A 20,587-nucleotide genomic window follows, 5' to 3' on the forward strand; every position below is an offset into this window, starting at 1 on the left:
TTGAGTGACCTAGGTTTATTAATGAGGGAAAGGAATGAAGAAAGTTGATTTCGCTTTCTCAGGCCAAGCGGGTCAAGGGTGCGGCCGGCGAGCCGATCCCGTCGCCGTTCAAGGGTCTGACGAAGATGGGCGTAGAGTTCCGGCGAGGTGAGTTCTCGATCGTCTGTGCCGGAGGCGGTACAGGAAAGAGCGTGTTCGCGGCCAACCTGAGCGTCCTGCCGAATATCCCGTCCCTGTACTTCTCGGCTGACAGCAACGCAGCGACACAGCTCACCAGGGCCACGGCCCTGATCACGGGAGAGGACATCCAGACCCTCAAGCGAAAGCTGCGAACGGACGAGTTCGACCAGTACGACAAGGTGCTCTCCGACCGGTGGTGGCTGAGGTTCAACTTCGACGCCAGGCCGACAGCGGAGGATCTGGAACTCCACCTGAAGTCGTACGTCGAAGTGTTCGGCATCGCGCCGCACTTGGTGATCATCGACAACATCACAAATGTGGATGGTGGGGCCGACTCCGCCGAGAGCTACACCTTCGGGCTGGAGGGCATGTGCGAGTACCTGAACGAGATGGCCCGGAAGACCCACGCCCACGTCCTGGCGCTGCACCACGTCACCGGCGAGTTCAGTGACGGACTTAAGCCAATCCCGCAATCCGGCGTGAAGGGCAAGATCTCCCGGGTGCCTTCGCTGATCCTGACCATACACAAGGAGATCGACGGCATGGACTCCCGTGTCCTGCACATCTCCCCGGTCAAGAACAGGGAGGGTTTTGAAGACAGCAGCGGCGAGACGTTCGCCTCGTACGACTTCGACACCTCGACCATGAGGCTGACCGACGTCGATGCAGGCGAAATTTTTTTGCCCTAAAAGTTGACTGGCGGAGCGATGGAATACATTCTGAAAGTGAAAGGGAGAAAGATGATCCGGGAAGAGCTTCAGGCCCTGGACCCGGCTACTCCACTCTGGGAGATCCCTGTCGAACTTCGGCTGGACTTCATGGCCTACCGCCGTCGCTGCCGGTGGATCGGGGCGGACAGTGGCCGCTAAGGAACTCGCCTTCAACTACCGGAAGTACCGGGGGGATCGGCACACGTTCCTCTCCCGGTTCCGGCGGTACGACTTCCCGGTGACGATCACCTACAAGGACGGCTATGGACCCACAGGAACGGCCGAGCATCCTGGCCGTGTTCCGGCAGTACTACCCGGAGACGACGATCAGCGAGGGCCGCGGGGAGTGGCAGAAGATCCTCTGCCCGCTACACCCGGAGAGCCGGCCGTCAGCGTCGCTGCACCGCGAGCGGAACAGATGGAGCTGTTTCGCGTGTGACATTCACGAGGATTCATTGGATGTCATCATGAGGGAAGAAGGAGTTAGTTTCAGTGAGGCCCGAGGAATCGCGGCAGAGCGCCATGGTGCAGGCGGCCAAGGTGTACCACACGGAGCTGGAGGACAGTCCGGCAGAACCGTACCTGGCAAGCCGGGGCCTGCTGGAGGTGGCAGGAAGGTTCGGCCTCGGGTACGTCGGTTCCCCTCAGACTGGGCATGACCGGGCTGACGGCCGGCTGGCGATCCCCTACTTCCGCCCGGCCGGCGGCATCCACCAGGTGGCCAGCCTTCGCTTCCGGGCCATCGGGAACGAGGACCCGAAGTACCTGAGTCTGCCAGGCGATCCGACTCGGATGTTCAACACCAAGGCGCTGATCACGGCCAGCCCCGTCGTAGCGATCTGCGAGGGCGAGATCGACGCCATGACGGCCGAACTCTGCGGCATACCGGCAGTCGGCATACCCGGCGTCGGGAGCTGGAAGCCCCACTTCGAGCCCCCGTTCATGGGCTACGAATCCGTGCTGGTCCTGTCCGACGGAGACGAGCCGGGGCGCAAGTTCGCGGAGAAGCTTGCGGGGCAACTCCCGAACGTCAAGCACATCGACATGGGTGACGGCCTCGACGTGAACAGCTTCTACATGAAGTACGGGCGTGAAGCCCTGCGGGAGAAGTGCGGTCTTTCTTCATGACTAAAAAGTTGACTTGCGGAGCGATGGTAAAGGTTGTCCTGAGCTCCGAAGGAATGGACAGCATCTTCAACGGCAAGGTGGGTGAAGTCGTCACGATCGAAGACAGGGACTACCGACCCGTTGAGGTGAAGTTCCCCTGGGGGGTCGGACCGTACGCCTTCTCATTTGACGAACTAGAGGAGACGCCGAAGCTGACCCGAGAGCAGGAGATCATGCGATCGGCTTTCCGCGACAAGCCGGAGCCGGTGAAGCACGACGCAGTGAACAGCCCGAAGCACTACACCAGCCACCCGAGCGGGGTCGAGTGCATCCAGGTGACCGAGCACATGAACTTCAACCTCGGCAACGCGGTGAAGTACATCTGGCGCGCAGGGCTCAAGGGCAGTGGCAAGGACATCGAGGACCTGAACAAGGCTCGCTATTACATCAATCGAGAGATCCAGCGACGAGAGGCCATGCAGTGAAGAAGATCGTCGTCGTCTCCGATCTCCAGATGCCGCTGGAGAACCGGCGGGCGAACAAGAACCTGATCCGCTTCATCGGCGAGTTCCAGCCGGACGAAGTGATCAACATCGGAGACATCACCGACTACACAGCCCCCTCCCGCTGGTCTAGCGGCAGGCGCGCCGAGTTCGGCATGACGGTCAAGCAGGAGGCGGCCTACACGGTCCGCCACCACCTGGAGCCGGTCCGGGCCGTCTATGACGGGAAGTACACCCTGCTGGGTTCGAACCATGGCGAGCGCCCCAACAAGTACCTGGTCGAGCGGTGCCCGGCCCTCTTCGACTACGACGAGTTCCAGGAGCCACAGCTGCTCTGCCTCGATGACCTCGGGATCGGCTTCGAGCCGGTGAAGTACGACTTCGCGCCCGGCTGGACGGCGATCCACGGCCACGCCCGCGGAATCAGCCTGAGCCGGACAGCCGGCGGCACCGCGCTCAACGCGGCCAAGAAGCTCCAGAAGAACGTCGTCATGGGCCACACGCACCGGGCGGGGATCGTCTCCGAGTCGACCGGCATGGGCGCCCACCGGACCCTGACGGGCGTCGAGGTCGGCCACCTCATGGACGTCTCCCGGGCGGGCTACCTGGGGCCCGCACGCCTCGCGAACTGGCAGTCCGCCTTCGGACTGCTCTACATCGCCGGAGGCCAGGTCCAGGCCAACGTCGTCCCCGTCAGCCGCACCGGCTCCTTCATCGTGGAAGGGGAGCTGTACAAGTGATGGACTGGGAGCTGGTCCAGGAGCTGGCCGCCGACATCGGCCGCGAGATCGGCCGGCGGTGGCCCGTCGTGGACGCCGACGACGTGAGCCAGGAGATCCTGACCCACGTGGTCGAGAACCAGGCCCGGCTGACCGACAAGGAGCGGGGCTACCTGGCGACGGTGTTCCGCTCGATCGGCCAGCGGTACGCGAGCCGGGAGCGCGACTACCAGAACCTCGTCGATGACCAGTACTGGTACACCCCGAAAGAAGTCCGCGCGCTGGTGCGGTCGTTCGGCCTCGACAACGATCAACTCGCCCAGATGCTCGGCAAGAAGGACGACCTCCAGCACTGCCGCGTCACGGACAACCTGGTCCCGGGCCGCTGCGACGTCATGGAGGGGATGAAGTGCATCTCCCCGCGCTACCGGGAGGTGGTCTGGAACCACCTGGTGGACGACCAGGAGGTCACGGACTCCAAGCTGCTGACGAGGGCCGTCGACGCCCTCACCACGGCCATGAACCGCAACATCAGGAAGCAGGAACAGACCGCATGATCGAGACGGACCAGCACTACACCAGCGACGACGAGATGGTTGAGCTCCGCGTCGTCCACGACGACAAGCCGGACTCCCTGACCTACATCCAGGTTCACAAGAGCTCTCCGCCGGAGAGCCTGGAGTTCACCGTGGACCCGAAGACCCGCGCGGCCCTGGTCGCGATGCTCACCGCGGCCGCGAGTACCAACACCGTTTCCATCCGACTCTAGGAGAGTCCATGTTCAAGACACCGACCGCCGAGACCGTGTTCCGGCGCACCTACTCCCGCGAGCTGCCGGACGGCACCTCCGAGACCTGGGCCCAGACCGTTGAGCGGGTCGTGAACGGCAACCTGGCCCTGGTCCCCGAGCGCTACATCGAGCCGGGGGAGCGCGAAGCCCTGATGAGCCTCCTGCTCGACTTCAAGGCACTCCCGGCAGGCCGTCACCTCCGCTCCTCCGGCGTCGCCGACTACGCGCTCAACAACTGCTGGGCGGCCCCGTGGGACGCGGACGACGTGGCCCGCCACTTCTCCTTCACCATGGCGCGCCTGGCAGAAGGCGGAGGCGTCGGCACCAACTACAGCAGCCGCTACCTGGAGGGCATGCCTGCCGTCGCCGTACCCACCGAGGTCCACATCGTGTGCGACCCCGAGCACTCCGATCACGACGAGATGGAGGAGGCCGGCCTCCTCTCGGAGACCTACAGCCACAAGTGGGCAGGGGCCTTCCCCGTCGAGGACTCCCGGGAGGGCTGGGCCGATGCGCTCGCCGACCTGATCAACACCGCGCACGATCCCAGGACGAAGCACGTGACCCGCGTCTACGACGTGAGCCGCATTCGGCGCAAGGGCGCCCCTCTCAAGAAGTTCGGCGGCACCGCGAGCGGCCCCCAGCCCTTCGCCCAGATGCTCCTGAACATCGGCCGGATCATCCAGGCCACCCCGCCGCACCGTCGCCTGTCCGGCATCCAGTGCATGGAGATCGATCACGAGATCGCCCAGTGCATCGTCTCCGGCGGCGTCCGCCGGTCCGCGCGGATGAGCCTCATGCACTGGGAGGACCCGGAGATCGACACCTTCCTGAGCTGCAAGCGGGATATGTCGAAGCACTGGACGACCAACATCTCGGTGGAGATCGACAACCGCTTCGTCCAGGCCCTGGACGACACCGTCAACATCTTCGAGCACGAGGAGCGCGTCAGGGCCCGGGAGGTCTACCGGGCGCTGTGCGAAGGCATGCTCCACGACGGCGAGCCAGGGTTCTGGAACTCCTCCCTGAGCGCCGTTGGAGAGCCGGACGGCACCTTCACTGTGAACCCCTGCGCCGAGGCCCTGCTGACGCCCGCGGAGCCCTGCAACCTCGGCTCCATCAATCTGGGTGCGTTCGTGGACCAGGAAACGGGCCTTCAGTGGTCCGAACTGGTCGCGGCTCATCGCCTTATGACCAGGTACCTGATCCGAGCCACCTTCGCGCCGGTGGCCGACGTGGAATCCCAGAAGGCGATCAGCCGAATGCGCCGCATCGGCCTCGGGCACCTGGGATTCGCCGACTACTTGGCGCGGCGCGGAGTCCCGTACAGCAAGGCCGCGTTCAACCTGAACGTCATCGAGGACCTGGAGGAGCTGGCCGAAGTCGTGGACCAGGCCGCGGCCGAGTACGCGCACCAACTGCGCATCCCGACGCCCGTCAAGAAGCGGGTCATCGCCCCGACCGGCACCATCAGCAAGCTGGCCGGCTCTTCCGGTGAGGCTGTCCACCCGATCTTCGGGCGCTACTTCATCCGCCGCATCCGGTTCTCGAACGTCGACCCCCGTGAGGCCGCTCAGGTGGAGGAATACAAGGCAAAGGGCTACCACACCGAGCCCTGCCTGTACGCCGCGAACACCACGGTCGTTGAGATCCCGACGAAGGACCCGCTTGTGTCGGAGGTAGGGGAGGGGAGCGTTCAGGATGCCGGTGAACTCACCATCGAAGACATGTTGAATGTGCAGCGCCTCTATCAGCAGTGCTGGGCCGATCAGGCAGTTTCCTACACCGCCAACATCGACCCGAGCCGGTACACCGTCGAAGACCTCATGCAGATTCTGAAGGGCTACCTCGGCGACCTGAAGGGAGCCACGATCTTCCCGGAGGTGTCCCGGGACCAGGCCCCGTACGAGCGTATCTCGCCCATGGAGTACGAGGCACACGCTAAGCGCCTGGGCATCGAGGTCGAGGATACCGGCTATGACGAGATCTGCGCTTCGGGTGCCTGCCCGATTTAGCATGCCCTAAAAGTTGACTTGCGGATTTAATCAACGTACAAACGGAAGTAGGAGGACAAGTGCCCAACTATGACGATCCTTTCGCGGATATCAGCCCCTGGGACGAGAAGTCCGATCTGACCGAAACCCCCACTGTCGAGGAGACGCCTATGACCACCCCTGCGACCGCCGACAACGAAGGCTTCTGCGCGACCCTGAAGTTCGGCCCCGGGTACGACGCGCCGTGGCTTGTCATGCGAGACGGCTCGGCGGACGGCCTGAAGCGCAAGATCGGTGAGGCCAAGGAGAGCGGCCTGCTGGAGACGATGGGCAAGGCGAGCGCCTATGTCGTCACCCTCGCCCCGTCGAAGGCCGACAAGGCCGCGGGCCAGCCGTCGTTCTCCGGCGGCCGGGTCCAGAACTCGGCCGGCGCCGAGTCCGGTCACAAGGGTGACCTCACCTGTGATCACGGGGCGCGCACCCACGTGGCGAAGGGCACTTGGGAGGCGTACTTCTGCAACGCCGACGAGCGAGCCGGGGAGGCGAAGTGCCCGCCGGCCTTCCTGGACAAGAAGACGGGGAAGTTCGCCGTGAAGCGCTGATTACTTCAATCTGCCCTAAAAGTTGACTTGCGGAGCGGGGGCATTCAAGGCCCCCGCTCCCGCCCCTGCGGGAGACGCCATGAGCTGGACCTACATCCCCGGCGAGCTGCTGAGGAACCCGAACCGAAAGAGCTCCACCCGGCACTACGGCCTGGTAGTGAACAAGACCGATGCCGCACACACCATCGGCCCGAAGGGTGAGCGCGCAATCCTCATCTCGGGCGTCCACCTCAACGAGAACAGCAGCTCCACCTCGACGCTGCACCTCAGCCGGGAAGCGGCCATGACGCTTCGGGACCAGATCAGCGAGGCCCTGTCGGATCAGGCCTACGAGATGGAGTTCGACTGTGACTGACCTCGATGACGCCCTGGACGAAGCCCTGTGGGAAGCCATCGTCGTTCAGGTCGCGCAGAGCCAGCGCACCCACGAGCTGATCGCCGAAGCTGCCGGGAAGGTCCGATGGAAGGCGCGCCGCGCCGGCCTCACCCGGAAGCAGGCCGGAATGCTGGTCGAGATGATGATCAGCGGAGAGATCAAGAGCTGATGCCGACCAGCCTCTATGAGTGTGAATGTGGGGTCCGGCGAATGATCTGGGGCCCCTTCGAAGGGTTTTGCGAGCGAGAGACCTGCCCCGGCTGCGGTGACGCGATGGAAAGGATCTCCGACCATGTCGACGCTTAACAGCATTCTGGTCAGCTACTTCTGCGGCGAGTGCCTGTTCGAGTTCGCGGAGTCCTTCCCGCCGGATACCGAACTGCCAGAGGTCACACCCTGCCCCGCGTGCGAGGTGCCGAGCATAAACGAGTAAGGCAAGATTTTGAAGGTCATTGAGTACAAGATCAAGAACGATCCCATCCGGATCAATGTGGTCGAAGACCCTTCAGATCTTGCGCAGTTCAAGAAGTTCATCGAGGCGAACCAGGAACTCTGTGCGTGGGACACAGAGACCACAGGTTTGGACTGGTGGAATGCGAAAGTCGGAACCTTCCGGATACGACTGGCCCAGTTCGGCAACGCATCCGAATCGTTCGTCATCCCGGTCGAGAAGGAAGTCGGCCCCGACGACAACTTCCGCACGGCGGTGCGCTGGGCCCTGCGGACCGTCAAACGCCTGATCGCCCACAACGGCACGTACGACATGCACGTGGTCGAAGAGACCCTGGGCGTCCGCATGGAGGAGCTGGCCCCGAAGTCGTGGGACACCGTGCTGCTCGGGAAGCTGGTCGACTCCCGGGCCGTCAAGGAAGGCGGCCCGGGACACAAGCTCGAAGAGGCGACGAAGTACTACATCGACCCTGTGGTGGCCGACGAGGTCAAGGGGTCGATGACGGCCATCGCCAAGGAGCTGGGAGTCAAGAAGTCCGCGGTGTGGCCGGTCGTGCCGCTGACGCACCACGGCTTCAACCTCTATGCCGGCATGGACCCCGTCCTCGCGTTCCGGCTCTACCGGACGCTGCGGCGCCTGGTCCCCGCCCGCTCGAAGCGACGTGGACTGATGAGCTGGGAACACCGGCTCGCCCACGTCTGCGCCAAGATCGAGCGCCAGGGCTACTTGCTTGATGTGGACTACACCCGCCGGGAGGCGGACAAGCTCATCGCCGAGGCCGAGCACTGGTGCCACGTCGCGGCCGAGCTGGGCGTCGAGAGCGTCAACTCCACCGACCAGGTCGCCGAAGCGCTGATCGAGCGGGGGCACAAGCTCACCCAGAAGACGCCGACCGGCAAGTGGAAGGTGGACGACGCGATCCTGTCGTCGTTCTCGTCCGAGCCGCTGGCCCAGGCCGTCATCAAGGCGAAGAAGTGCGGGAAGTGGGCCAAGACGTGGTTCCTGCGCTTCTTGGAGCAGCGGGACGGTTCGAACCGCTGCCACGCTTCCATCAATACCGCAGGCGCGCGGACGTTCCGGATGTCCTGTACGGGCATCCCGGCCCAGACGCTTCCGGCCGGGGAGGCCTTCGTCCGGAACTGCTTCCTCGCGGAGCCGGACCACGTCACGGTGAGCATCGACTACGGAAACATGGAACTCCGGGTCATGGCCGCCCTGTCGGGGGACCAGACGCTGTTGGAGGCCTTCCGGAACGACGCGGACCTCCACCAGATGACGGCGGACGCCGCCGGTGTGAGCCGCAAGGCCGGGAAGACCACCAACTTCTGTGTCGCCTTCGGTGGCGGCTGGCAGGCCGTTCATGAACAGGCCGGCGTCAGTGTCGAAGAGGCCAAGAAAGCGGTCAAGGGGTTCTGGCGGGCGTACCCGGGGGTTCGGGTCCTCGCTGACCGGCTCCAGGACGAGGCCCGTAAGAAGGGCTACATCTACACGGCCACCGGTCACCGGCTCATGGTGGACCGCGGCCGCCCGTACGCCGCCTTGAACTACGCGATTCAGAGCGCTGCGAGGGACATCACCGCCAGGGCGGTCATCGAACTCGACCGCGCCGGCTTCACACCCTGGGTCCGCTTGATCATCCACGACGAAATCGTCTTCTCGTTCCCGAAGGAGCGAGCCGCAGAACTGGCCAAGCAGGCCGCAGAGATCATGCAGTTCACCATGAACGGCCTACTGATCCCAACTGACGCAGACATAGCCGACGGGCGCCCCTGGGGCGCCATCTACGACAAGGAAACGAAGCACTGATGATGCTGTTCACCAGCCCGACCTGCCAGCCATGCAAGCGGATCAAGCCCCTGGTCCTCGAAGCATTCCCCAACACCGAAGTCGTCGACATCACCGCAGCCAGTTCGCTGAAGAAGATGAACCAGCATGACGTCTACGCCGTTCCGACGCTCATCACCGACTCCGGCGTCGGCTACATCGGCGAGGCCATCGTCTCCAACTTCCTCAAGGAGAACGCCCGGTGAGCCCTTCCGCGCTCGGCCTGATCGCCGAACTCGCCTGCTTCGCCTGGGGCGTCCTGGCCCTGCTCCTGGGCGTCATCGAAGCCAACGGTCGATTCGCCACACTCCTGAACATCGCCGCCAACACGGCGATGGTCATCGTTGGCCTCCAGATGCATCTGGCCTTCCCAGTGGTCCAGGGATGTTGGGTCCTGGTCTGGATCGTCAACGGCGTCCGAATGGAGCTGAAGAAGTGAAGAGCTATCGCTTCACCTGCGTCCTGAGCGACGTCGAAGACCTGGGCAGCGACCCGGAGCGATTCATCAATCTGGCACTCCGGTACGGCGACAAGCACCAGGACTACTTCCTGGCGTGTGTCGGCGACATCGCCGAGGAAGACGACCATGCCTGAACTCGTCGCCCACCTCGGTGTGATGGACGCCGGGAAGTCGACGCTGGCGCTCCAGCTCCACCACTCGCTCGGCGGCGACGGCGTGATGTTCACGAAGGGAGGCCGAGCCGGCGCCGGGACCATCTCCTCCCGGCTCGGCCTCCAGGCCAGAGCCATCGAGGTTACCGACCGGATGGACCTGTACGACCTTCTGATGGTGTTGGCGGAGGTCACTGAGCCAATTCCGTACGTGATCGCCGACGAGGCCCAGTTCTACACCCCGAAGCAGATCAACCACCTGGCGGACGCCGTGGACGGGCTAGGTGTCGACGTCTACGCCTTCGGCCTGCGGACCGACTTCCGCGGAGAACTCTTCCCGGCCTCGAAGAGGCTGCTGGAGCTGGCCGACCGCGTCGAGGAACTGCCGGTCAAGACGCTGTGCTGGTGCGGGCGAAAGGCCACCCACACGGCCCGTGTCAAGGACGGCGTGATGGTGCACTCCGGCGCGCTGGTCGAGGTCGGTGACATGGGTACCTACCGAAGCCTTTGTCGAAGGCACCACAGAGCGGGGATTGCATGAAGGAACGCCTGATCTGGACCACAACGACAGTGCTGGGGGGTGTCGCACTTCTGGCGGCGTCCGTCGTGCCGGCCGCAGCACCGACCACACCGGCCGGGACGGAGGAAGCCCTGCCAGAGCCTCCGATGTCCCCTTCTACTGCCCCATCGAACCTGTCTCCGAGTTCTCCGGAGATGACGCCGGAGCCGCCTCCCCGTCCGATGCCGACACCTTCCGACGTACCGGCCCCGGAAGTCCCTCCAAGGCCTACGCAGAAGCAGGTGGAGAGGACTTCGAAGCCCTCCTACCCCGACAATCTGAACGGATGGGTGGCCGAAGCCGTCGACGTGATGCGCACCCGGGGCATTCCAGGCACTGCTGCCGCCATCCACGTTGCCATCGAGCACGAGTCCGGCGGAGACCCTGACGCGACGAACTACGACGACTTGAACGCCAGGGCCAAGAACAACAGCCGCGGCCTGATGCAGGTCGTTCCCACCACGTTCCGGGCCTACCACGTTCCGGGAACCTCCTGGGACGTCACAGACCCGGTGGCGAACATCTGTGCCGCATGCGCGTACGCGGCGGACACTTACGGCTCCATCGACAACGTGGTGGCCACTCGATGTGGTGGAAAGTGTTGGAAGGGCTACTGAACTAGGATTAGCATTCAGGCACCACAGAAGGAGTCTGCAATGCCGATCGAAGTAGTTCAGCAGGTCAAGGTGAACGTTGACGGCGTCACCTACCGGGGGGAGCTCGGCGACAAGAAGGTGATTACCCAGCTTGAGGCCAAGCTGACCGCCTACGAGAAGTCCAAGACCGACCTGGACGAGTTCCTGGCCGAGCATGGCATTCAGCGGGAGGCTGCTTCCACGCCGGCCTCCCCGGCCCCCAAGAGGAACCGCTCCGCCGGCAAGCCGGGCCCCGACGCCTCTGCCGTTCGGGCCTGGGCGAAGGGGAAGGGCATGGAGGTCAACGACCGCGGCGCCATCCCCAAGCACATTGTCGACTCCTACCTCAAGGAGAACGGCTGAGGTACGCAAGGAGGCCCCCTACCGGTTCGGTAGGGGGCCTCCGTCATTGCGCGCCGAAGGTCTACTCCAACGCTGGGCCTGAACCCTTGTACGTCACTTCCATGCGACGGAACTGGATCAGGTCCTCGATCGGCTTGCCCGTCAGGGCCGCGAGCTCACCGAACAGGATGGCCGAGAGTGCCGCCAACGACCGCAGCAGCTCGCCGGCGGCCTCGTCCGGTGTCAGGCGGAGGCCATCCGAGAGCCCCATAAGCTCGCCGATCAGCTGTGCACTCGCCAGCTCGTTCGCCTCGGCTTGGGGGACTCCGGATTCGACATTCATGACTTGGAAGACCGATGCGAGGTTCAGTGCGGCGTGGTCGGCGGCGCATTGAGCCTTTTCGACGTTGGTCATAGTTCGTCGCTATCTGGTCGAGTTTTCAATGGTTCAGTCCGGTGATGAATCATGGTCGATTTTGGTTTGTGTACGAAAGGTTCCTCATGGGGCATCGCAAGGCTTGCCGCGCGTCAGTGCTCGATGCTGTCGATCAGTTCACGAGCGTCCCGGACGCCACCCGGGCCGCCCGCGCCTACATCAGCTTTCCGACCTGACGAACTCGCAGCTCAGAACTTCCGTCGCTGCCCACGGGATGCATTCCTCTACGTAGTCAATCCACTTCTGCCGGGCTTCTTCCTCGGTCTCCCGCCACGGGGTGTACACGGTGGTGGTATGTGTCTTGTTGCGGTATGTCATGGAGACGGTCAGGCGGTACGTGTTCTTCTTGGTCATCAACTACTCCGTCGTGCCTTGTGCTCAAGTCCCGTACAGCAGCAGCTCTATCCGCCGGGCCTCGATGAGTTCGCCCACCGGCATGTTGGTCAGCAGGGAGTTCTCCGCCAGGAGGCCGGCCGACAGCATCGCCAGGGCGCGAAGCAACTCGACCATGGCGACGGCGGGACTCAAGCCGTGTTCGGATTCGAGCTGCGTCATCGATGAGATCAGCTGTTCTCGTGCCAGCCGATCGCCCTCGGGGCGCGGCACCCCGGAGTTCGAGCGCTTCACCTGGAAGACGCCTGCGATGGTCAGTGCCGCATTGCCAGCACTGAGCTGAATCTGAAGTTGTGGATCTATCGAGCTCACGGTTAGGCGCTATCTACTTGGGATGGGCGAACGCAATCGACTTCGGGGGCTCCGGCTGATCAGCCGTAGAGGAGCCCTGGCGGGCCTCGGCGGCATTCGGCAGGCCCTCGCACGCACGAGACGCCTGCGGCGAGGCCCGGAGCGGCGTCGGAGACACATCGATCACATAAACCAACTGGCGTCTGGTGGCGGCAAGTTGGCTGTAGGCTGCGGGGATGGAACTCCCTGACGAACGACTGGCGGCCGGCCACGCCGGCGGCGATGTTCTGGCGTTGTCCACGATCCACCGCTTCACCTCCCTCGATGTTGACGCCTTCGAAATCCCGAAGGGCCGAGAAGAGGACTGGCGATTCACCCCGCTGTGGCGGCTCAACGGGCTGCACGACGGGACTGCCGTACATCGCGACAACGGCCTCTACTCCGGCCCTGCGCGGCTGGAGAGCGGAGTCCGCGTTGAGGTCGTCGCCTCCGGTGCAGGGCGCGACGATCCCCGCATCGGTTCGGCCGTCGCGCCTGCCGACCGTGTTGCAGCTCAAGCCTGGCGCAGCCACACCCACGCACTGCTGGTGACCGTGCCACCGGACACGATCGCGACGGAGCCCGTCGTGGTCGGAGTCACCGGCCCGGGAGAGGGCACCGCGGCCTACGGACACGTGACGATCCGGGCCGGCAGGTTCAGCAAGGCCACCGTCGTGTTGACCTACACCGGCTCGGGAACCTTCGCGGACAACGTCGAGCTGGTTGTGGAAGAGAGCGCCGACCTGGCCGTGGTGGTCCTCCACGAGTGGGGCCCGGATGCCGTCCACGTCTCGGCGCACCATACGAGCCTTGGACACCACGCCAAGCTGAGGCTGACCACCGTCAGCCTCGGTGGCGCGGTGGTCCGCGTCAGCCCCACCCTGACCTTCGAAGCGCCCGGAGCGGACGCGGAGTTGGCCGGCCTGGTCTTCGCGAAGGCCGGCCAGCACATCGAGCACCGGCCCATCGCCGATCATGCGGGGCCGAACTGCACGTCCCGGGTGAACTACAAGTGCGCTGTGCACGGCCGGGACAGCCGAAGCGTGTGGATCGGCAATGCCTTCATCCGTTCCGCGGCTAAGGGCACCGACACCTACGTGGCCAACAGGAACATCCTGCTGTCGGCCGGCGCCCGTGCCGATGCGGTCCCGAACCTGGAGATCGAGATCGGTGACATCGTCGGCGCCGGCCACGCGAGCGCGACCGGGCGATTCGAGGATGAGCAGCTGTTCTACCTGATGTCCCGAGGCATCGATGAGAACGAGGCGCGGCGCCTGGTCCTGCGCGGCTTCTTCCGGGACATCATCGGGAAGATCGGCATCCCCGAGGTGGAAGACCGCGTGCTGGGCACGATCGAAGGCGAGCTGGACCGGCTGAGCTGACCGGCTGGTCACCGGACGCTTCCCAGGACGACGTACGCCACGGCCGGGTAGCAGGACGCGAACGCCCACACGAAGCAGTTCAGGCCCATCACCACCGCGACGACCAGGTGGAAGGCCAGGGCCACCCCGATCAGCAGCGGAAGGAGCGGAGACGGCGCCAGCAGCACCAGCGGAAACGCCGTCTCCGCGCTGACCAGGGCCAGCGACAGCCAGCGGCACAGAACAGGCCGGCCGGACAGCCGGCGCGCCGCCCAGGCGTTGCCCCACGAGCGCGTGCGAAGCACCCCTAAGAGGCCGCTCCCGTCACGCCACTCCGAGTGGAGCACCTTCGCGAACCCTGACGAGAAGTACGCCAAGCACGCCTCCGCGACGATGAACCACAGGGCGATCCGCTGACCACCGAAGGTCTGCGCCATCGCCAGCGAGCCGAAGACGATCAGGAGTACCTGATCGGAGCCCTCACCGCCGTAGGGGGCACGCAGGCCGCGCATCGCCAGCGACGCCGTCACCAGCCACAGCAGAAGGGCTTGCCAGGCCTCAGAGGGGGCGGCCAGGACCAGCGCGGCGGCGGCCACCGATCGCACCGCCACGCCGATCAGGTCGCGCGGGTACCCCAACAGGCCGTCGACCATGGCCCCAGTGCGCCCCGTCGAAGTCCAGCGCCGGCGCAGCCGCAGAACACGCCAACTGTTCCACGAGCCGTCGTCGGTGCTTCGTGGTCGAGCCAGGACCTCAAGAGAGGAGATGAGTACGCCGATCCCGGCGATGATCTCCGTGAGGCGGATAGCGGAGGACGGAATCACCGGGATTCTCCAAGGCGATGGCGGCCAGATTTGAAGATAACGTCCGGGCTCTCGTCACTGAGAACGCCATGCGAAATCGCCAGGACGAATTGAACCTCGCGGGCGGCTGGATCTCTCGATGCAACGGCGGTGACGTAGTTCAGAATCGCGAGGTAAGGCAGGGACACCTGTACGGCGCGTGGTCTCTGCACATCGAAGCGGTGGGCGACGGACATCACGTCGGACAAGCCCTTGAACGCACGACGGTCCGGATTCCAGGCGATGTGCCACCAGCAGCGGTCCGGAGGGCCGGCAACCTGATGCCAGGGGCCGAATTCTCCGGACGATCCAGCCGTCCGCATGAGGAGGTGATAGTCGTGCTGGACCGGTCGAGGCGCGAAGAATCTGTAATTCGGAACAATCCCGAAGATATCCCAGGCCCTCAACCGGTCCAGCAGTCGCCGCGGAACCGTCAACTGGCCGACAGCCGACACGATGAACCACGCCGTCAGCGCGACGGCCGTGATGACGGTCCCCACGGGATCAGGCCGCGATCAACAGGGCCGTACGCCGGACGCCCAGCAGCTCGTACAGGCCGGCGTCCTCGGACGCCGAGTCCACCAGGGTGACGGCGACCTGGTCGTCGTCGGTGACGATGCTGCCGGCCGAGAAGGTCGCGTTCCCCTGGGTGGTGACGTCGGTGACGCCGGTGAGGGCGCCGCTGATCTCCGGGTCGGCCCCGATGGCCGCCGAGATGTCGAACGAGGACATGTGCTCTCCTTTCCCGAGCTTCCTCCCAGCGGCTGCCGGAAGGAATCTTCGAGACGATCACCCCGATGCGGGATGTCCCCTCGAAGCTGTCATTAACATAGCCGATATCGGAGATCCACTAAAGCGCTCTCGGCGGTACTATTTATAAGGAACTTCGCATTCCGAGATTTCATTATTTGGGCATGGCAAAGCACCCTATTTCGAAGTGAAATAGGGTGGCCATGCCGGGCGGCCGTCCTTCGTGACCGCCCGGCGGGAGGCTCGGCGCCTAATTCAGAGCCACAGCCTCGAACGAAACACTTCCGGTGCGTCGTCGGTTGACTCCCAGAGAGCTACCATGGCGATCTCGATAACCGAGGCCAGCGCCAACTGCAACCCTTCAGTGGCGCTCCCCTTTCGGCCGGGGCGCACCTTGCGGAGCTTCAGCATGTTGAGTGCCGCCTGCCCCACGCCCTCCTGCAAGGAGAGCAGCAGGAGATTCATGAGGTCCGGCGGGTCGTTGGAGTACTCCTTCAGTTGGGCATGCCTCTTGCGAGTGTGCTCCCAAAGGCGGTCCATCTCCATGTCCGAATACTCTTTCTCGGGGAAGGGGAGGGGCAAGCGGTTTTGGCTTCCCCTGGCTAGCGGGGCCGGCGGCCGGGCCGGAGTTCCGCCCACACGGTCTTGCCGCGGGCGCACAGTTCGATGCCCCAGCGGTGCGACAGGCGGTCCACGACGAGCAGCCCCCGGCCGCGCGGAGAGGCGCGCTCGGCGCAAGTCGGCAGGCCGCCGTCCACGAAGACCGGCAGCGAGCAAGAACCGTCGCTGACCTCGATCCTGACCAAGGCCTCGCCCAGCCGTTCGATCGAGAAGCCGAGCTTGCGGCGGCAGCAGGTCTGGACGGCGTTGGTCACCAGCTCGCTCGCCACCAGCACGGAGTTGTCGATGAGTTCGAACAGCTCCCAGGAGGCCAAGGCGGCGTCCACGAGCCAGCGGGACAACGCCGCGGCCTCAGGTGCGTAGGGGTACTCTGCGGTGAACCTTGTGAGCGGTTCGTCCAGCTCGACTTCCAGGGTCGGTTCAGCGATGACGATCACGTCGTCACCTCCATCCGTCTAAGTCCGTTCAGGAACCGGACCGCGTCCTCGGTCGGCACCGGCTCCCTCCGGCCGTGGTCCTCGTGAAGCTCTTTGATCTGCTCGGCGGTGAAGTGTTCCTGGAGCGCCCGTCCAGGGGTTCGGCGTGTCAAGGGCTCCGCCCTCGCGGCCCGGCCGGCGTTCACGACCGAAGCGAGCCGAACCGCCCGGATCTGAGCTTCCAGCCCCGCCAGCCCCGACCGACTGAGTCGTACTTCGATCACGGGGGGACACCCCCCAGCAGAGGCCGGCTGGATGCCGCTGAAGGTCATTCGGATCGAATGTTCAGGGCGACTGACCTGCACATGAGACGGCGGGATCGCCTCGATGGAGATCCGTCCCCGTCGTGGTACGGGGTCGACCTCGTGGTACGGCTGCGTGGCCCCGATCGAAGCAAGGAGGACCCTGCGGATCTTCTGCTCCAGCTTCACCAGTGTCGCGCGGGGAAGCCGTAGTTCGATTGCCGGAATGTAGTCATCGGAGGGCCGAGCGCCGATCCCGCTCAGAGTCAGCAGGATGGGGAGCTCAGGCTGACCGAGGCGTTCCAGCTGCGGCGGGGAGAGCTCTTCGAGGGAGATCCAGCCCTGGCGAAGCGGAGAGCTGTCCTGTGGGTAGGGCTGTATGGACATGCTCTCCGTGCCCGGATTCATCGATATCCCCCTTGAAAGTGGCGCAGACGATCTTGTGGCGCGCAGCCGGGTCGAGGTCGCAGTGCCACCGCTCGGACAGCAGTGAAACCAGCTCGAACCCGCGGCCTCCGGTCTCGTGCGTCCCCGCGGCCCGCGGCCTCGGCACATCCATCGAGAGGTCCAGCACCTCAACCCACGGAAGCCGGTTCCAGGGCGCCACGAAGGTGACCTGGTACGGCGTCCGCGCGTGCCGGAGCGCGTTCGAGGCCAGCTCGCACGCGACGAGCACGGGGTCGTCAGGGTCGAGTCCGATAGCCGTGCAGGACTCGCGGACGAGCTGTCGGACCCTGCGCACCGAGATGGGGTCGGGCTCGAAGGTTTCCGATCGAAAGAGGCGGATGATGGTGCTCAGGTGGACATGGTCGAACACGATTTGCGCAGCTCCTCCACGGTTCGGCCGGAGGGAGCCGTGCGTCATCGCGGACGCACTACACTCCGCAGTTGGCACGTTGCGGGTTGGTGCGGAACCGAGTCTCCTAGTACCAGCGGCTGGTACGCAAGCCCTTCGTGACCGGCCATCAAATGTTCACCCCCACGAGGCGTGGGCGCGCCTTCGACCGCTACCCTCCCTCCAGAAGCGTCTATGAACGGGAGGAAACGGAGCGTGACGAAGACGCAAGCGGGCCGCGCGATGGTGGGCGTTGGCCGGCGGCTGAAGGCGCTTCGCATGGCCGTGCGACCGCGACTGACGCAAGGAGCGGTTGCCGAAGCGCTCGGCAAGAGCCAAAAGCTTGTTTCGCTGATGGAGATGGGTGGGCAGCTGCCTACCGACCATCAGGTGATGACCATGCTCAACCTGTATGGAGTCGACGAAGCCATCCAGCTCGACGTCCTTGCTCAGATCAGGGAGGCCAGGGCGTCACAGGCGGTTTGGTGGGATGAGTACATTGCCCACCTTCCCCGGAGCTTGGTCAAGCTGATCGAGCTGGAGGACACGGCCACGAAGATCAGCATCGCCACCGGCGGCTTGGTTCCCTTTCCCTTCCAGACCGAGAAGTACATGCGGGATGTGGACGAGTTCGGTTTCGGTGAAGTCGGCGCGGAAAGACTGACCGTGCAGCATGCCGTCCGAATGAGACGGCAGGAGATCGTCACCCGTGCCGAGGGTCCGGTGGTTGTTGATGCCCTGCTTTCCGAGGCAGCGTTGCGCGCTCAGGTAGGTGGGGCGCCCGCGATGCGTGAGCAAGTGGAGCGCATCATCGAGATGGCGGCCCTGCCCAACGTCACGGTCAGAGTCATCCCGTTCGCCGCAGGCGCCGCTGCTGCCTCGCAGGTGAACCTCACGATCCTCGACTTTCCTAATCCGCACGACCCCGGAGTCGCCACCATGGATACCGGGACGGGCGTCGCCATCCTGGATGACCCGAAGGAGGTCAGAGCCAGGAGGCGGAGGTTTGACTACCTGAGCAGGAAGGCGTTGAGTTCTACTGAGTCGGTAGAGCTGATGAGATCCGCAAGTAAGGAATACCTCTGACCATGGAAAAGCAGGACCTGTACAACGTCACGCCGCCCGTCTCGGAGCGCTTCAAGTCGCCGTTCTCCGAGACGAACGGCTCGTGCGCGACGTTCGCGCCGATCATGGATGCGGGCGGGAAGCTTGTTGGGATCTTCATGGGCGACAGCCAGAACCCTGACATCCTCGGCGTTCGCCTTACTCTTCCGGAGTTCGTCGCCATGGCTGACGGCATGGGGGACATCCGCAAGCGGTTCGGCCTCTGACACCAGCTGCATGAACGAACCGCCCCGGGGCCAGATGGCCCCGGGGCGGTTGTCGTCTGGTGCGGCTGGCGTTGCTGGATTGAATGACTCCGTGCGCCCCAAGACGGGAGCGCACTTGGCTGACTCAGCGCGTCGGCCTGCATGTGTGCTTCGTCACTCCGCTCCCCTCACGTCGACAGCCGGCGCTCGAATCCAGCAACCGCGAAACTAGTTGCATGACACACCAATATCGAACCTGGAAGGGGCGCTGACCAGCGGAAACGTGTTTTGTGAAACCTGGTAGATCCGTCTGCGGATGGACGGCCGCTGGGAGGTCTACCGCCCCGGCGAGCGGTGGACCGGCGGCCCCGACCGGCAGATCCGCGCCGTCCTCGGCACCGACCGGGGCACCGCCGTCGGCTACCGGCTGCCCGTCGTCGAACTGCTGCGCACCGCCGACGAACGGCGGATCGTCGGCCACCTCGGCCCCGACCTGCTCGGCCCCGACTGGGACGCGGTCGAGGCCGTCCGCCGGCTCCTCGCCCACCCGGGCCGCCCGGTCGTCGAGGCCCTGCTCGACCAGCGCAACCTCGCCGGGATCGGCAACGTCTACGCCAACGAGCTGTGCTTCGTCGCGGGCGTCACCCCCTGGACCGAGGTCGGCGAACTCCCGCACCCCGACCGGCTGGTGGAGCGCGCCCGGCAGATGCTGGAGGCCAACAAGCTGCGCCCCGGCCACATCACCACCGGCGACACCCGGCCCGGCTACCAGCACTGGGTGTACGGCCGGGCCGGACGGCCCTGCCCGCGCTGCGTGACCCCCGTGGTCGCCGGCCGCCAGGGCTCGCCGCCGCGCGACCGGGCGGTCTTCTGGTGCCCCTACTGCCAGCGCGGCCCGGCCCCGGAGGTCACGGCCGCTCGACCAGCGCGGGGTGGCGCGGGTCGTCCACCCGGACGGTGACGTCGGCGGCCTCGGCGGGGACGGTCTGCGCCTCGTAGCGGGCGAAGGCGGGCAGCGTCCACTGCTGGTCGGCCGGGGTGCGGCGGGCCAGCGCGGCCGGACCGAGCGCCAGGTGGACGGACAGCTCCAGCGGCAGCCAGCGGCCGAGCAGCAGCGCGCCGTCCAGCAACAGCACGCCGCCGGGCGGGAGTTCGGTGTACGGGGCGCGGGTCGAGCGGTCGGTGACCGGGTCGCGCAGCGAGGGCAGGACACGGCCGCTGCCGCCCGGCTCCAAGGGGTCGAGCACCTCGCGCGCCAGGGCGCCGTCGTCCAGCCAGAGGTCGTGGAAGGCGTCCGCGTCCTGGTGGCCGTACTCCAGCCGGACCGAGGCCGGACGCAGGAAGCCGGAGGCCGAGACCCGCAGCGTCGGGTGGCCGCGCAGCCGCAGCGGCTCCACCAGCGCGTCGGCGAGCGCCTCGGGGCGGGCCGCCGCCGCGCCGTCCACGGCCACCCGCAGGCGCCGGTCGCGGGCGCCGGGCAGGGCGGCGATGCGGTCGGCGAGCAGCTCGGCCAGCTTCTCGGGGGAGATCGGGCGTACCTGCATCGGGCCCTCCTGCCGGGTCGTCGGGACGTTCAGTGTCGTCGGG

General features: G+C 65.3%; 32 protein-coding genes. 22 read left to right on the forward strand and 10 right to left on the reverse strand.

Annotation, left to right across the window (positions count from 1 at the left end; genetic code table 11):
• The first annotated feature begins 44 nt into the window (after positions 1-44).
• From ACFVHV_RS18545 to ACFVHV_RS18630, 18 genes are all read left to right on the forward strand, one after another.
• A complete protein-coding gene (locus ACFVHV_RS18545; protein WP_380352135.1) occupies positions 45-869 on the forward strand; it encodes an AAA family ATPase in 825 nt (274 codons plus the stop codon).
• Between the two features lie 284 nt (positions 870-1,153).
• Positions 1,154-1,549 (forward strand): CHC2 zinc finger domain-containing protein, encoded by a 396-nt coding sequence (locus ACFVHV_RS18550; RefSeq protein ID WP_380352137.1) that lies wholly within the window; start codon positions 1,154-1,156, stop codon positions 1,547-1,549.
• Entirely contained in the window at positions 1,431-2,018 is a 588-nt protein-coding gene (locus ACFVHV_RS18555) for a toprim domain-containing protein (RefSeq protein WP_380352139.1), read from the forward strand. The genes ACFVHV_RS18550 and ACFVHV_RS18555 overlap by 119 nt, the downstream gene beginning before the upstream one ends.
• A gap of 53 nt (positions 2,019-2,071) precedes the next feature.
• Positions 2,072-2,482 (forward strand): DUF3310 domain-containing protein, encoded by a 411-nt coding sequence (locus ACFVHV_RS18560; RefSeq protein WP_259316805.1) that lies wholly within the window; start codon positions 2,072-2,074, stop codon positions 2,480-2,482.
• Positions 2,479-3,240 (forward strand): metallophosphoesterase, encoded by a 762-nt coding sequence (locus ACFVHV_RS18565; protein WP_117490967.1) that lies wholly within the window; start codon positions 2,479-2,481, stop codon positions 3,238-3,240. Before ACFVHV_RS18560 ends, ACFVHV_RS18565 begins: the two co-directional genes overlap by 4 nt.
• Complete coding sequence (locus ACFVHV_RS18570; protein WP_117490969.1) at positions 3,240-3,776, forward strand: hypothetical protein; 537 nt, start codon at positions 3,240-3,242, stop codon at positions 3,774-3,776. The genes ACFVHV_RS18565 and ACFVHV_RS18570 overlap by 1 nt, the downstream gene beginning before the upstream one ends.
• Positions 3,773-3,988, forward strand: coding sequence for a hypothetical protein (locus tag ACFVHV_RS18575; protein ID WP_117490971.1), 216 nt, complete (start codon positions 3,773-3,775; stop codon positions 3,986-3,988). The genes ACFVHV_RS18570 and ACFVHV_RS18575 overlap by 4 nt, the downstream gene beginning before the upstream one ends.
• Positions 3,989-3,996: 8 nt before the next feature.
• Positions 3,997-6,024 carry a ribonucleoside-triphosphate reductase, adenosylcobalamin-dependent gene (gene nrdJ / locus ACFVHV_RS18580; protein ID WP_380352141.1) on the forward strand — a complete coding sequence of 676 codons (2,028 nt, stop codon included), beginning with the start codon at positions 3,997-3,999 and terminating at the stop codon, positions 6,022-6,024.
• Positions 6,025-6,083: 59 nt separating this feature from the next.
• A complete protein-coding gene (locus ACFVHV_RS18585; protein WP_380352143.1) occupies positions 6,084-6,605 on the forward strand; it encodes a hypothetical protein in 522 nt (173 codons plus the stop codon).
• A gap of 79 nt (positions 6,606-6,684) precedes the next feature.
• Positions 6,685-6,960, forward strand: coding sequence for a hypothetical protein (locus ACFVHV_RS18590; protein WP_117490979.1), 276 nt, complete (start codon positions 6,685-6,687; stop codon positions 6,958-6,960).
• Complete coding sequence (locus ACFVHV_RS18595) at positions 6,953-7,150, forward strand: hypothetical protein (protein WP_380352145.1); 198 nt, start codon at positions 6,953-6,955, stop codon at positions 7,148-7,150. Before ACFVHV_RS18590 ends, ACFVHV_RS18595 begins: the two co-directional genes overlap by 8 nt.
• 273 nt (positions 7,151-7,423) lie before the next feature.
• Entirely contained in the window at positions 7,424-9,238 is a 1,815-nt protein-coding gene (locus tag ACFVHV_RS18600; protein ID WP_380352146.1) for a DNA polymerase, read from the forward strand.
• Positions 9,238-9,462: a thioredoxin family protein gene (locus ACFVHV_RS18605; protein ID WP_380352148.1), complete on the forward strand. Its 225-nt coding sequence runs from the start codon at positions 9,238-9,240 to the stop codon at positions 9,460-9,462. Before ACFVHV_RS18600 ends, ACFVHV_RS18605 begins: the two co-directional genes overlap by 1 nt.
• Entirely contained in the window at positions 9,459-9,695 is a 237-nt protein-coding gene (locus ACFVHV_RS18610; protein WP_380352150.1) for a hypothetical protein, read from the forward strand. Before ACFVHV_RS18605 ends, ACFVHV_RS18610 begins: the two co-directional genes overlap by 4 nt.
• Positions 9,692-9,850 (forward strand): hypothetical protein, encoded by a 159-nt coding sequence (locus ACFVHV_RS18615; protein ID WP_181970753.1) that lies wholly within the window; start codon positions 9,692-9,694, stop codon positions 9,848-9,850. Before ACFVHV_RS18610 ends, ACFVHV_RS18615 begins: the two co-directional genes overlap by 4 nt.
• Complete coding sequence (locus ACFVHV_RS18620) at positions 9,843-10,409, forward strand: thymidine kinase (protein ID WP_380352152.1); 567 nt, start codon at positions 9,843-9,845, stop codon at positions 10,407-10,409. The genes ACFVHV_RS18615 and ACFVHV_RS18620 overlap by 8 nt, the downstream gene beginning before the upstream one ends.
• Positions 10,410-10,669: 260 nt before the next feature.
• Entirely contained in the window at positions 10,670-11,044 is a 375-nt protein-coding gene (locus tag ACFVHV_RS18625) for a transglycosylase SLT domain-containing protein (RefSeq protein ID WP_380352154.1), read from the forward strand.
• A 39-nt stretch (positions 11,045-11,083) separates the two neighbouring features.
• On the forward strand, positions 11,084-11,425 hold the full coding sequence (locus ACFVHV_RS18630) for a histone-like nucleoid-structuring protein Lsr2 (protein WP_380352156.1): 342 nt from the start codon (positions 11,084-11,086) through the stop codon (positions 11,423-11,425).
• A gap of 61 nt (positions 11,426-11,486) precedes the next feature.
• On the opposite strand, the gene ACFVHV_RS18635 is transcribed toward ACFVHV_RS18630, so the two are convergent.
• The 3 genes from ACFVHV_RS18635 to ACFVHV_RS18645 all read right to left on the reverse strand — a co-directional run bounded on the left by ACFVHV_RS18635 (position 11,487) and on the right by ACFVHV_RS18645 (position 12,545).
• Entirely contained in the window at positions 11,487-11,819 is a 333-nt protein-coding gene (locus ACFVHV_RS18635; RefSeq protein ID WP_380352158.1) for a hypothetical protein, read from the reverse strand.
• A gap of 180 nt (positions 11,820-11,999) precedes the next feature.
• Complete coding sequence (locus ACFVHV_RS18640) at positions 12,000-12,194, reverse strand: hypothetical protein (protein ID WP_380352159.1); 195 nt, start codon at positions 12,192-12,194, stop codon at positions 12,000-12,002.
• A 24-nt stretch (positions 12,195-12,218) separates the two neighbouring features.
• Positions 12,219-12,545, reverse strand: coding sequence for a hypothetical protein (locus ACFVHV_RS18645; RefSeq protein WP_380352161.1), 327 nt, complete (start codon positions 12,543-12,545; stop codon positions 12,219-12,221).
• 215 nt (positions 12,546-12,760) lie between these two features.
• On the opposite strand from ACFVHV_RS18645, the gene sufD reads away from it, so the two are divergent.
• Positions 12,761-13,945 carry a Fe-S cluster assembly protein SufD gene (gene sufD / locus ACFVHV_RS18650; RefSeq protein WP_380352163.1) on the forward strand — a complete coding sequence of 395 codons (1,185 nt, stop codon included), beginning with the start codon at positions 12,761-12,763 and terminating at the stop codon, positions 13,943-13,945.
• Between the two features lie 8 nt (positions 13,946-13,953).
• On the opposite strand, the gene ACFVHV_RS18655 is transcribed toward sufD, so the two are convergent.
• The 6 genes from ACFVHV_RS18655 to ACFVHV_RS18680 all read right to left on the reverse strand — a co-directional run bounded on the left by ACFVHV_RS18655 (position 13,954) and on the right by ACFVHV_RS18680 (position 17,242).
• Positions 13,954-14,748 (reverse strand): hypothetical protein, encoded by a 795-nt coding sequence (locus ACFVHV_RS18655; protein ID WP_380352165.1) that lies wholly within the window; start codon positions 14,746-14,748, stop codon positions 13,954-13,956.
• Positions 14,745-15,266 (reverse strand): hypothetical protein, encoded by a 522-nt coding sequence (locus ACFVHV_RS18660; protein WP_380352167.1) that lies wholly within the window; start codon positions 15,264-15,266, stop codon positions 14,745-14,747. Before ACFVHV_RS18660 ends, ACFVHV_RS18655 begins: the two co-directional genes overlap by 4 nt.
• A gap of 4 nt (positions 15,267-15,270) precedes the next feature.
• Complete coding sequence (locus tag ACFVHV_RS18665) at positions 15,271-15,498, reverse strand: hypothetical protein (RefSeq protein WP_380352168.1); 228 nt, start codon at positions 15,496-15,498, stop codon at positions 15,271-15,273.
• A 273-nt stretch (positions 15,499-15,771) separates the two neighbouring features.
• Positions 15,772-16,062: a hypothetical protein gene (locus tag ACFVHV_RS18670; RefSeq protein ID WP_380352170.1), complete on the reverse strand. Its 291-nt coding sequence runs from the start codon at positions 16,060-16,062 to the stop codon at positions 15,772-15,774.
• 56 nt (positions 16,063-16,118) lie between these two features.
• Entirely contained in the window at positions 16,119-16,574 is a 456-nt protein-coding gene (locus tag ACFVHV_RS18675) for an ATP-binding protein (protein ID WP_380352172.1), read from the reverse strand.
• A complete protein-coding gene (locus tag ACFVHV_RS18680; RefSeq protein ID WP_380352174.1) occupies positions 16,571-17,242 on the reverse strand; it encodes a hypothetical protein in 672 nt (223 codons plus the stop codon). The genes ACFVHV_RS18675 and ACFVHV_RS18680 overlap by 4 nt, the downstream gene beginning before the upstream one ends.
• 664 nt (positions 17,243-17,906) lie before the next feature.
• On the opposite strand from ACFVHV_RS18680, the gene ACFVHV_RS18685 reads away from it, so the two are divergent.
• The 3 genes from ACFVHV_RS18685 (at position 17,907) to ACFVHV_RS18695 (ending at position 19,961) form a co-directional block, all read left to right on the forward strand.
• Positions 17,907-18,776: a helix-turn-helix domain-containing protein gene (locus ACFVHV_RS18685; protein WP_380352175.1), complete on the forward strand. Its 870-nt coding sequence runs from the start codon at positions 17,907-17,909 to the stop codon at positions 18,774-18,776.
• A gap of 2 nt (positions 18,777-18,778) precedes the next feature.
• Positions 18,779-19,021, forward strand: coding sequence for a hypothetical protein (locus tag ACFVHV_RS18690; protein ID WP_380352177.1), 243 nt, complete (start codon positions 18,779-18,781; stop codon positions 19,019-19,021).
• 295 nt (positions 19,022-19,316) lie between these two features.
• The gene (locus ACFVHV_RS18695; protein WP_380352178.1) at positions 19,317-19,961 is read left to right on the forward strand and encodes a DNA glycosylase; all 645 of its coding nucleotides are present in this window, start codon (positions 19,317-19,319) and stop codon (positions 19,959-19,961) included.
• On the opposite strand, the gene ACFVHV_RS18700 is transcribed toward ACFVHV_RS18695, so the two are convergent.
• Positions 19,909-20,544, reverse strand: coding sequence for a uridine kinase (locus ACFVHV_RS18700; protein ID WP_359900210.1), 636 nt, complete (start codon positions 20,542-20,544; stop codon positions 19,909-19,911). The two genes, ACFVHV_RS18695 and ACFVHV_RS18700, sit on opposite strands and share 53 nt — an antisense overlap.
• Between the last annotated feature and the right edge of the window lie 43 nt (positions 20,545-20,587).

The sequence above is a fragment of the Kitasatospora sp. NPDC127116 genome, from assembly GCF_042677365.1.
GTDB lineage: Bacteria > Actinomycetota > Actinomycetes > Streptomycetales > Streptomycetaceae > Kitasatospora > Kitasatospora lactacystinica.